This window comes from Pseudomonas sp. HMSC067G02, assembly GCF_001813485.1.
GTDB classification, from domain to species: Bacteria; Pseudomonadota; Gammaproteobacteria; order Pseudomonadales; family Pseudomonadaceae; genus Pseudomonas; species Pseudomonas aeruginosa.
Window position 1 is genome coordinate 218,599 of the sequence record NZ_KV812729.1, and the last position, 10,776, is coordinate 229,374.

Consider the following 10,776-nt stretch of genomic DNA (forward strand, 5'->3'; position numbering starts at 1 on the left):
ATGCACGCCAACATCCGCTACAGCTTCGGCGGCGACGAGCACCTGTTCGCCGAGGTCGCCGAAGCCATGTCGCTGGAAGCCTTCTTTCGCGGCATGGCGATCACCCGCGCGATCGAGGCCCTGCAATTGCCCGGGGTGCTCGACGTGTGCCTGGCCAACGCCTCGTTCCAGGTCCGCTTCGACCCCGACCGGCTGGCCCCGGAGGCGCTGCTGGAGACCGTGCGCGGCCTGGAAACCGAGGCGGTCGCCGCGCGCAGCATCGAGACGCGTATCGTCGAAGTGCCGGTGTTGTACAACGATCCCTGGACCCACGAGACCCTGATGCGCTTCCGCGACCGTCACCAGGACCCGGACTCCACCGACCTCGAGTACGCCGCGCGGATCAACGGCTACGCCGACGTGCAGGCGTTCATCCAGGCGCACAGCGGCACGCCGTGGTTCGTCTCGATGGTCGGTTTCGTCGCCGGCCTGCCGTTCATGTACCAGATGGTCGAGCGCGAGCGGCAGTTGCAGGTGCCCAAGTACCTGCGTCCGCGCATCGACACGCCGAAGCTGACCCTCGGCCACGGCGGTTGCTTCGGCTGCATCTATTCGGTGCGCGGTGCCGGCGGCTACCAGATGTTCGGCGTGACTCCGGCGCCGATCTTCGATCCCCGCCAGGGCTTGCCCTATCTCGAGGAATCGATGGTGTTCTTCCGCGCTGGCGACATCGTCCAGTTCCGCCCCATCGAGCGGACCGAATACGAACGCATGGCGGCCGAAGTCGAAGCGGGCACATTCGACCTGCGCATCCGTCCGGTGAGTTTCGATCTCGACGCGTTCCTCGCCGATCCGCGAGGCTGCACGCAACGTCTGCAGGAGGTGCTGTATGTCGATTAAGGTGCTCAAGCCCGGCCTCGCCACCTCGGTGCAGGACGCCGGCCGCGAAGGCCACTATCACCTGGGTATCCCGCCGTCCGGCGCGCTCGACCAGTACGCCCTGCGCGCGGCCAACCTGCTGGTGGGCAACGCACCGACCGCCGCCGTGCTGGAGTGCGCGCTGCTGGGTCCGCAGCTGGAGTTCCAGCGCGACGCCCTGGTGGCCGTGTGCGGGGCGCGCATGACGCCTCGCCTGGAGGGCGCGGAGATGCCGCTGGATACTTCCTTCCGGGTTCGCGCCGGCCAGGTCCTGGGGTTCGACTTCATCCGTGCCGGCGCCCGTGGCTATCTCGCCATCGACGGCGGCATCGCGGTACCCGAGGTGCTGGGCAGCCGTTCGACCTACGGTCTGGGGGCGATCGGTGGCTTGCAGGGACGGCGACTGGCGGAGGGCGACCTGCTGCCCCTGGGGCCTGCCTCGCCCTCTGCCGTGGAGGGCTTGGCGCTGCCGCGTTCGTTGCAGGTGGAGGTCGGTGGCGAGGTGAGCTTGCGGGTGGTTCCCGGGCTCTACGTTCATCGCCTGACCCCCGACGCGGTCGAGCGTTTCTTCGCCGAGACCTGGACCGTCGGCTCGGAGGCGGACCGCACCGGCTACCGCTTCAAGGGCGGCACGGCGCTCCGGTTCGAGCCGCGCGAACAGCCATTCGGCGCAGGCTCGGACCCGTCCAACATCGTCGACGCCTGCTATCCCATCGGCTCGATCCAGGTACCGGGCGGGCTCGAACCCATCGTCCTGCATCGTGATGCGGTATCCGGTGGGGGATATGCCACGCTGGGCACGGTGATCAGCCCCGACCTGAACCGGCTGGCGCAGATGCAACCGAACCAGAAGGCGCGTTTCGTCGCCGTCAGCCTGGAGGAAGGTCTCGAGGCGCGTCGCCGTTACAACTGGCAAGTGCAACGACTCCAGCACTTCTTCCTGCGCTGAGTCGTCGATACCGGCCGCTTCCGTCTGCGAAGCGGCCTCCCGCTCACTTGTAGTAGATATCTATCGCAGTGGTGGCATTGAATCGACCCAACGTAGGTGCGTTGGTCATCCATTTCAGTTGGGCCAGGAAGTTCTTCACCACGACCTGGTCTTTGCTGTGTTCCACCAATTGGAATTCTTTGTTGAAGGGGACGATGCGACGGTCTTCTTGCCTGAGCACGGTGATGCCTACGGACTTGTTGTCTCCCGGCACCAACGTGGTCGCCTACGGTGCTGGAAGAATTCACGGGTCTCAGAAGGGCTCCCAGGCCATAGGCGCTATTGCAGTTCTTGCTTGCAGTGATCTGGAAGGGCTTTTCCTTGATGGTCTGGTTGGTGGCGGCTTGAAGCGCTTGAAGTAGGCCGAAGTCGAGTGTCTTGGGTGAAATGCTCAGGGGCGACGATCGCCGATGAAATGATCAAATATTGATCAGGTGTATACCTGTGTCCTGGTCTGGGTTGACAGCGTCCTAGAGCCACTTATGATGCCCCTTAAGCCTGACCCCGGCGTGCCGGGGCTCCCCGACAAAAGGCGCCATGCAAGCGTCGAAGGAATCTTCCCCATGAGTGCAACCGCTTCCGTCGCCACCCGTCACGACTGGTCCCTCGCCGAAGTCCGTGCCCTGTTCGAGCAGCCGTTCAACGACCTGCTGTTCCAGGCGCAGACGGTGCATCGCGCGCACTTCGACCCGAACCGCGTACAGGTCTCGACGCTGCTGTCGATCAAGACCGGCGCCTGTCCCGAGGACTGCAAGTACTGCCCGCAGTCCGGCCACTACAACACCGGCCTGGACAAGGAGAAGCTGATGGAGGTGCAGAAGGTCCTCGAGGCGGCGGCCGAGGCCAAGGCCATCGGTTCGACTCGCTTCTGCATGGGCGCTGCCTGGAAGCACCCGTCGGCCAAGGACATGCCCTACGTCCTGGAGATGGTCAAGGGCGTGAAGAAGCTCGGCCTGGAGACCTGCATGACCCTCGGCCGCCTGACCCAGGAACAGACCCAGGCGCTGGCCGATGCCGGCCTCGACTACTACAACCACAACCTGGATACCTCGCCGGAGTTCTACGGCAACATCATCACCACCCGCACCTACAGCGAGCGCCTGCAGACCCTGGCCTACGTGCGCGAGGCGGGGATGAAGATCTGCTCCGGCGGCATCCTCGGCATGGGCGAGTCGGTGGACGACCGCGCCGGCCTGCTGATCCAGTTGGCGAACCTGCCGGAGCACCCGGAGTCGGTGCCGATCAACATGCTGGTGAAGGTCAAGGGCACGCCCCTGGCGGAAGAGAAGGACGTCGATCCCTTCGACTTCATCCGCACCCTGGCGGTGGCCCGGATCATGATGCCGAAGTCCCACGTGCGCCTGTCCGCCGGCCGCGAGCAGATGAACGAGCAGATGCAGGCGCTGGCCTTCATGGCCGGGGCCAACTCGATCTTCTACGGCGAAAAGCTGCTGACCACGAAGAACCCGCAGGCCGAAAAGGACATGCAGTTGTTCGCCCGTCTCGGCATCAAGCCGGAAGAGCGCGAAGAGCACGCCGACGAAGTGCACCAGGCCGCCATCGAGCAGGCGTTGGTGGAACAACGCGAATCGAAGCTGTTCTATAACGCCGCTTCCGCCTGACCATACTGGAAGGGAGGGCGCCGCCGTCCCTTCGTTGCAGCCGCTGATGTCGGCCCTGCGTGGACGGGTGCGCCTGCGTCCGTCCAGCAACACGAGCGACCTGCCATGTCCTTCGATCTCGCTTCCCGCCTCGCCAGCCGGCGCGCGGAAGACCTCTACCGCCAGCGGCCGCTGCTGGAGTCGGCCCAGGGTCCGGACGTCGTGGTCGACGGCCAGCCGCTGCTGGCCTTCTGTTCCAACGACTACCTCGGCCTGGCCAATCATCCCGAAGTGATCGCCGCGTTACGCGCCGGCGCCGAGCGCTGGGGCGTGGGCGGCGGCGCCTCGCACCTGGTGGTCGGCCACAGCGGTCCGCACCACGAACTGGAGCTGGCCCTCGCCGAATTCACCGGGCGGCCGCGCGCGCTGCTGTTCTCCACCGGCTACATGGCCAACCTTGGCGCGGTGACCGCGCTGGTCGGCAAGGGCGACACGGTGCTGGAGGACCGCCTCAACCACGCTTCGCTGCTGGATGCCGGATTGCTCTCCGGCGCGCGTTTCTCGCGCTACCTGCACAACGACCCGGCAAGCCTCGCCGCGCGCCTGGACAAGGCCGAGGGCAATACCCTGGTGGTCACCGATGGGGTCTTCAGCATGGACGGCAATCTCGCCGACCTGCCGGCCCTGGCCGCCGTGGCGCAGGCCCGCGGCGCCTGGCTGATGGTCGACGACGCGCATGGCTTCGGCCCGCTGGGCGCCAGCGGCGGCGGGATCGTCGAACACTTCGGCCTCGGCCAGGAGCAGGTGCCGGTGCTGATCGGCACTCTCGGCAAGGGTTTCGGTACCGCTGGCGCCTTCGTAGCCGGCAGCGAGGAACTGATCGAGACCCTGATTCAGTACGCCCGGCCCTACATCTACACCACCAGCCAGCCGCCAGCGGTGGCCTGCGCCACCCTGAAGAGCCTGGAGCTGCTGCGCCGCGAAAGCTGGCGGCGGCAACACCTGGCGGCGTTGATCGCCCGTTTCCGCCATGGCGCCGAGGCGCTTGGCCTGACCCTGATGGACAGCTTCACGCCGATCCAGCCGATCCTGGTCGGCGGCAGCCGCCAGGCCGTGGCCCTGGCCGGCATGCTTCGAGCCCGCGGCATCATGGTCGGCGCGATCCGCCCGCCAACCGTGCCGGCCAACAGCGCGCGGCTGCGCGTCACGCTGTCCGCCGCGCACAGCGAAGCGCAGGTCGACCGCTTGCTCGAAGCCCTCGGCGAAAGCTGGCGACAGCTGTCGTCTAGCCTTCTGGCAGAGATCGAAGCCGAGGAGGGAGACGATGCGTGACCACCTGATCCTGTTGCCGGGCTGGGGCCTGGGCAGCGCACCGCTGGAACCGCTGCGCGACGCGCTGCACGAGCGCGAGCCGCACCTGAACGTGTTGATCGAGCCGCTGCCGTCGCTGGACGATGCCGCCGACTGGCTCGACGAACTCGACGACAACCTGCCGCGCGATAGCTGGCTGGCCGGCTGGTCGCTGGGTGGCATGCTCGCCGGCGAACTGGCGGCGCGCCGCGGCGACGATTGCCGGGGCCTGCTGACCCTGGCCAGCAATCCGTGCTTCCGTGTGCGCGAGGACTGGCCGAACGCGATGCCGGCGGAAACCTTCGAGGACTTCTTCGAGGCTTTCCTGCTCGAACCGCACCTGACCCGCAAGCGTTTCACCCTGCTGGTCAGCCAGGGTGCGCGCGACCCTCGGACCCTGGCGCGGCAACTGCAGGTGGCGCTGCCGCAGCTGGAGCGCGAGGCGCTGGTCGCCGGCCTGCAGTTGCTCGGCCAACTGGATACCCGGGCCGCCCTGGAAAACTTCCGCGGGCCGCAATTGCATCTGTTCGCCGAAGCCGATGCGCTGGTGCCGGTGGCCGCCGCCGAGGCCCTGCTCGAGTGGCTGCCGGACGTCGAGGTCTCGACCCTGGCGGCCAGCCACGGCCTGCCGCTGGAATGCCCGGACGAGGTGGCCAGCGCAATCCTGAGATTCCTTCGCGAGGGTGACGATGCCTGACGATTCCGCGCCGCTGCTGGCGCCCCATGGCGTTGCCGCGCTGCCCGACAAGCGCCGGGTCGCCGCGTCGTTTTCCCGCGCGGCGGCCAGCTACGACGCGGTGGCCGAACTCCAGCGCGGCGTCGGCGAGAGCCTGCTGTCGGCATTGCCGGAAGGCTTCTCGCCGCGCCGCTGGGTCGATCTCGGCTGCGGCACCGGTCATTTCAGCCGGGCCCTGGAACGCCGCTTTGGCGCGGCCGAGGGCCTGGCTGTGGACATCGCCGAAGGCATGCTGCGGCATGCCCGCGCGCGCGGCGGCGCCAGCCATTTCATCGGCGGCGACGCCGAGAGGCTGCCGTTGCGCGACGGCAGTTGCGACCTGCTGTTCTCCAGCCTGGCCATCCAGTGGTGCGCCGACCTCCCGGCGGTCCTGGCCGAGGCGCGGCGGGTCCTGCGGCCGGGCGGCGTGCTGGCGTTCAGCAGCCTGTGCGTCGGTACCCTGGGCGAGTTGCGCGACAGTTGGCGGGTGGTGGACGGCTTCGTCCACGTCAATCGCTTCCGCGCCTTCGCCGACTACCTGCAACACGCGGCCGGCAGCGGTCTGCTGCCGCTGACCCTGCGCCACGAGGACCGGGTCCTGCATTTCCCCGACCTGCGCAGCCTGACCCACGAACTCAAGGCGCTGGGCGCGCACAACCTCAACCCCGGGCGGCCCGACGGCCTGACCGGGCGCCAGCGCATCCGCGCGCTGGTCGCCGCCTACGAGCGTTTCCGCCAGCCCGAGGGGCTGCCCGCTACCTACCGCGTCGTCTTCGGCGTGCTGCGCAAGGATTCCTGAACCATGCCGGCGTTCTTCGTCACCGGTACCGACACCGAGATCGGCAAGACCACCATCGCCGCCGGCCTGCTCCACGCGGCCCGGCGTGCCGGCCTGAGCACCGCCGCGGCGAAGCCGGTGGCCTCCGGCTGCGAGCCCACGGCGCAAGGCCTGCGCAATGGCGACGCGCTGGCGTTGCTCGGCCAGTGTTCGCTGGCGCTGGCCTACGAGCAGGTCAACCCGCTGGCCTTCGCGCCGGCCATCGCCCCGCACCTGGCGGCGCGCGAGGCCGGCGTCGAACTGAGCGCCGCACGCTTGCACGAGGCGGTGCGCGAGGTGCTGGCGCTACAGGCCGATCTCACCCTGGTGGAGGGCGCCGGCGGTTGGCGCGTGCCGTTGCAGGGTCGCGAGAACCTCTCCGACCTGGCGCGCCTGCTGGCGCTGCCGGTGGTGCTGGTGGTCGGCGTGCGCCTGGGCTGTATCAACCATGCGCTGCTCAGCGCCGAGGCGATCCTGGGCGACGGCCTGGCGCTGGCCGGCTGGGTGGCCAACCTGGTCGACCCGGCTACCTCGCGCCTGGAGGAGAACCTGGCGACCCTCGCCGAGCGCCTGCCGGCGCCCTGCCTGGGCCGGGTACCGCGCCTGGAGGAAGCCACTCCCGCGGCCGTGGCCGCGCACCTCGACCTGCGGCCCCTGGGCATCGGGCTATAAACAGCGGGCCGTCCATAACCAACGGGCGGTACCCAGCGCCGGCCAAGTCTGCTTGAATAGAAGCCACTTGCTATCGTAGCGGCGCGTGCGCGTCCCCAGGAGTAGACGGTGGAAATTTCCGGCAACGCTTTCGTCAGTGGCCTCAATGCGGTGCAGTCGGGTAGCGCCCGCGTCGCCCAGGCCGGCAGCGAGATCGCCCGCAACACCGTGGAGGCCCGTTCGCCCCAGGCCGAGCAGATGGTCGAGCTGATCCGCGGCAAGCTCGAGGCGCAGAGCGGCGCCCGGGTCATCGAGGTAGCCGACGAGACCCTCGGCACCCTGATCGACACCCACGCCTGACTCCCTGGCGGCCGGCAGCGGTCGCCCCCGACTCTTTCTTTTCCGACTGTCACCCGGCGGCCCCTGAAGCCTGCCGGGCGCTTCGCCATGGGCTTTACTGAGAGAGACGAAAGCGCTTTGGATGGTCGTTGCAGCCAGTGATTTCGGGCATGACCGAGCGGTCGGTTCGGATGCTTGACAAGGGATTGGCGTAAACGTATGTTTCAAACGCCTGTTTGAGAGTCGGGACGCATGAGTGCGTCCGGCAAGGCGACCGGGAGCGATCCCGCACTGCGACCGCAGACTCTGGACATCCGTCCGGTCGCCGATTAACCAGAACCCTTCGTAGAGGTTGACTGCTATGCCTGATTACAAGGCCCCCTTGCGTGATATCCGTTTCGTTCGCGACGAGCTGCTGGGCTACGAAGCGCACTACCAGAGCCTGCCGGGCGCCGAAGACGCGACTCCCGACATGGTCAACGCCATCCTCGAGGAAGGTGCGAAGTTCTGCGAACAGGTGATCGCTCCGCTGAACCGCGTCGGCGACCTGGAAGGCTGCACCTGGAGCGCCGACGGCGTGAAGACCCCGACCGGCTTCAAGGAGGCCTACCAGCAGTTCGTCGAAGGCGGCTGGCCGAGCCTGGCCCATGACGTCGAGCACGGCGGCCAGGGGCTGCCGGAATCCCTCGGCCTGGCCATCAGCGAGATGGTCGGCCAGGCCAACTGGTCCTGGGGCATGTACCCGGGCCTGTCCCACGGCGCCATGAACACCCTGCATGCCCACGGCACCGCCGAGCAGCAGGCGACCTACCTGACCAAGCTGGTCTCCGGCGAGTGGACCGGCACCATGTGCCTGACCGAGCCGCACTGCGGCACCGACCTGGGCATGCTGCGCACCAAGGCCGAGCCGCAGGCCGACGGCAGCTACAAGGTCACCGGCACCAAGATCTTCATCTCCGCCGGCGAGCACGACATGGCCGACAACATCGTCCATATCGTCCTGGCCCGCCTGCCCGACGCCCCGCAGGGCACCAAGGGCATCTCGCTGTTCATCGTGCCGAAGTTCCTGCCCAACGCCGAAGGTAACGCCGGCGAGCGCAACGCGGTTTCCTGCGGCTCCATCGAGCACAAGATGGGCATCCACGGCAACGCCACCTGCGTGATGAACTTCGACGCCGCCACCGGCTTCCTGATCGGCCCGCCGAACAAGGGCCTGAACTGCATGTTCACCTTCATGAACACCGCTCGCCTGGGTACCGCGCTGCAAGGCCTGGCCCACGCCGAAGTCGGTTTCCAGGGCGGCATCGCCTATGCTCGCGAGCGTCTGCAGATGCGCTCGCTGACCGGTCCGAAGGCGCCCGAGAAGCCCGCCGACCCGATCATCGTGCATCCTGACGTGCGCCGCATGCTGCTGACCATGAAGGCCTTCGCCGAAGGCAACCGCGCGATGCTGTACTTCGCCGCCAAGCAGGTCGATATCGTCCAGCGCAGCCAGGACGAAGAGCAGAAGAAAGCCGCCGACTCGATGCTGGCCTTCCTCACGCCGATCGCCAAGGCGTTCATGACCGAAGTCGGCTTCGAATCCGCCAACCACGGCGTGCAGATCTTCGGCGGCCACGGTTTCATCGCCGAGCACGGCATGGAGCAGAACGTCCGCGACAGCCGCATCTCGATGCTGTACGAAGGCACCACCGGCGTTCAGGCCCTCGACCTGCTGGGCCGCAAGGTGCTGATGACCCAGGGCGAGGCGCTGAAGGGCTTCACCAAGATCGTGCACAAGTTCTGCCAGGCCAACGAAGCCAACGAAGCCGTCAAGGAATTCGTCGCTCCGCTGGCACAGCTGAACAAGGAGTGGGGCGACCTGACCATGAAGGTCGGCATGGCCGCCATGAAGGATCGCGAGGAAGTCGGCGCCGCTTCGGTGGACTACCTGATGTACTCCGGCTACGCCTGCCTGGCCTACTTCTGGGCCGACATGGCGCGCCTGGCCGCCGAGAAGCTGGCCGCCGGCACCGGCGAGGAAGCCTTCTACAAGGCCAAGCTGCAGACCGCGCGCTTCTACTTCCAGCGCATCCTGCCGCGTACCCGCGCCCACGTCGCCGCCATGCTGTCCGGCGCCAACAACCTGATGGAGATGGCCGAGGAAGATTTCGCCCTCGGTTACTGATGGCACGGGCCGCTGGCGGCCCGTTCCCCAGGTGAGAAAGAGCCCGCCATTCGGCGGGCTTTTTCATGCCTGCGATCCGCTGCATCCTGGCCTTCCGACCTCGGGGTTATGGCGTTGCATTCAGCGTCCGCAGCGTGATTGTAGGCGCCCGCCCGGCGCAGTAGCTTCGAGGGATTCGCGCCTGTGGGGCGCCCCTGCCGAGGAGAACAGAGATGCCGGAATACAAGGCTCCGCTGCGCGACATGCGCTTCCTGATCGATGAGGTATTCGACTTCCATGGGCGCTACCAGGCGCTCGGCGCCAGCGACGCGACCCCGGACATGGTGGCGGCGATCCTCGATGAAGGGTCGAAATTCTGCGAACAGGTGCTGGCGCCGCTGAACCGCTCCGGCGACGAAGAGGGCTGCCACTTCGACAACGGCGTGGTGACCACGCCCAAGGGCTTCAAGGAAGCCTATGCACAGTACGTCGAGGGTGGCTGGAACGGTGTCGCCAGCGATCCCGCGTACGGCGGCCAGGGCCTGCCGCACTCGCTGGGTCTGCTGCTCAGCGAGATGATCGGCTCCAGCAACGTCTCCTGGGGCATGTACCCGGGCCTGACCCGCGGCGCCATGTCGGCGATCCACGCCCACGGCAGCCAGGCGCAGAAGGACCTCTACCTGGCGCGGATGACCGCCGGCACCTGGACCGGCACCATGTGCCTGACCGAGCCGCACTGCGGCACCGACCTGGGCATCATCAAGACCCGCGCGGTGCCGAACGCCGACGGCAGCCATGCGATCAGCGGGACGAAGATCTTCATCTCCGCCGGCGAGCACGACCTGAGCGAGAACATCGTCCACCTGGTGCTGGCCAAGTTGCCCGATGCGCCGGCCGGGACCAAGGGTATCTCGCTGTTCATCGTGCCGAAGTTCCTCCCCGACGCCGCCGGCGAGGCAGGCGTGCGCAACGCGGTTTCCTGTGGCTCCATCGAGCACAAGATGGGGATCAAGGCCTCGGCCACCTGCGTGATGAACTTCGACGGCGCCACCGGCTACCTGATCGGCGAGCCGAACAAGGGCCTGCACTGCATGTTCACCATGATGAACCACGCCCGCCTGGGCACCGGCATGCAGGGCCTGTGCCTTGGCGAGACCAGCTACCAGGGCGCCGTGCGCTACGCCCGGGAGCGCTTGCAGATGCGCTCGCTGACGGGGCCGAAGGCGCCGGACAAGCCGGCCGACCCGATCATCGTGCACCCCGACGTACGGC

11 protein-coding genes are annotated in these 10,776 nt (G+C 67.5%); 10 read left to right on the forward strand and 1 reads right to left on the reverse strand.

Going from position 1 to position 10,776, the window contains the following annotated elements; translation table 11 throughout:
• Together HMPREF2914_RS29845 and HMPREF2914_RS29850 are read left to right on the forward strand one after the other, a co-directional pair.
• Entirely contained in the window at window positions 1–879 is an 879-nt protein-coding gene (locus HMPREF2914_RS29845) for a 5-oxoprolinase subunit B family protein (RefSeq protein ID WP_023092335.1), read from the forward strand.
• Window positions 869–1,846, forward strand: a complete 978-nt coding sequence (locus tag HMPREF2914_RS29850) for a 5-oxoprolinase subunit C family protein (protein ID WP_003084819.1) — start codon at window positions 869–871, stop codon at window positions 1,844–1,846. Before HMPREF2914_RS29845 ends, HMPREF2914_RS29850 begins: the two co-directional genes overlap by 11 nt.
• 43 nt (window positions 1,847–1,889) lie before the next feature.
• On the opposite strand, the gene HMPREF2914_RS33055 is transcribed toward HMPREF2914_RS29850, so the two are convergent.
• On the reverse strand, window positions 1,890–2,099 hold the full coding sequence (locus HMPREF2914_RS33055; RefSeq protein ID WP_023092336.1) for a fimbrial protein: 210 nt from the start codon (window positions 2,097–2,099) through the stop codon (window positions 1,890–1,892).
• Between the two features lie 349 nt (window positions 2,100–2,448).
• Between HMPREF2914_RS33055 and bioB the strand changes: the two genes are divergently transcribed.
• The 8 genes from bioB to HMPREF2914_RS29895 all read left to right on the forward strand — a co-directional run.
• On the forward strand, window positions 2,449–3,507 hold the full coding sequence (bioB, locus tag HMPREF2914_RS29860) for a biotin synthase BioB (protein WP_003103330.1): 1,059 nt from the start codon (window positions 2,449–2,451) through the stop codon (window positions 3,505–3,507).
• Between the two features lie 105 nt (window positions 3,508–3,612).
• A complete protein-coding gene (bioF, locus tag HMPREF2914_RS29865) occupies window positions 3,613–4,818 on the forward strand; it encodes an 8-amino-7-oxononanoate synthase (protein WP_003084826.1) in 1,206 nt (401 codons plus the stop codon).
• On the forward strand, window positions 4,811–5,533 hold the full coding sequence (locus tag HMPREF2914_RS29870; protein ID WP_003084828.1) for an alpha/beta fold hydrolase: 723 nt from the start codon (window positions 4,811–4,813) through the stop codon (window positions 5,531–5,533). The genes bioF and HMPREF2914_RS29870 overlap by 8 nt, the downstream gene beginning before the upstream one ends.
• A complete protein-coding gene (gene bioC, locus HMPREF2914_RS29875; RefSeq protein WP_003084830.1) occupies window positions 5,526–6,350 on the forward strand; it encodes a malonyl-ACP O-methyltransferase BioC in 825 nt (274 codons plus the stop codon). Before HMPREF2914_RS29870 ends, bioC begins: the two co-directional genes overlap by 8 nt.
• A 3-nt stretch (window positions 6,351–6,353) precedes the next feature.
• Entirely contained in the window at window positions 6,354–7,040 is a 687-nt protein-coding gene (gene bioD, locus HMPREF2914_RS29880; RefSeq protein ID WP_023092337.1) for a dethiobiotin synthase, read from the forward strand.
• Window positions 7,041–7,148: 108 nt separating this feature from the next.
• A complete protein-coding gene (locus HMPREF2914_RS29885) occupies window positions 7,149–7,379 on the forward strand; it encodes a hypothetical protein (protein ID WP_023092338.1) in 231 nt (76 codons plus the stop codon).
• A gap of 340 nt (window positions 7,380–7,719) precedes the next feature.
• Window positions 7,720–9,525 carry a phenylacyl-CoA dehydrogenase gene (locus HMPREF2914_RS29890; protein ID WP_003084842.1) on the forward strand — a complete coding sequence of 602 codons (1,806 nt, stop codon included), beginning with the start codon at window positions 7,720–7,722 and terminating at the stop codon, window positions 9,523–9,525.
• A gap of 212 nt (window positions 9,526–9,737) precedes the next feature.
• On the forward strand, window positions 9,738–10,776 hold a 1,039-nt coding region (locus tag HMPREF2914_RS29895; RefSeq protein ID WP_177344139.1), incomplete at its 3' end, for an acyl-CoA dehydrogenase family protein.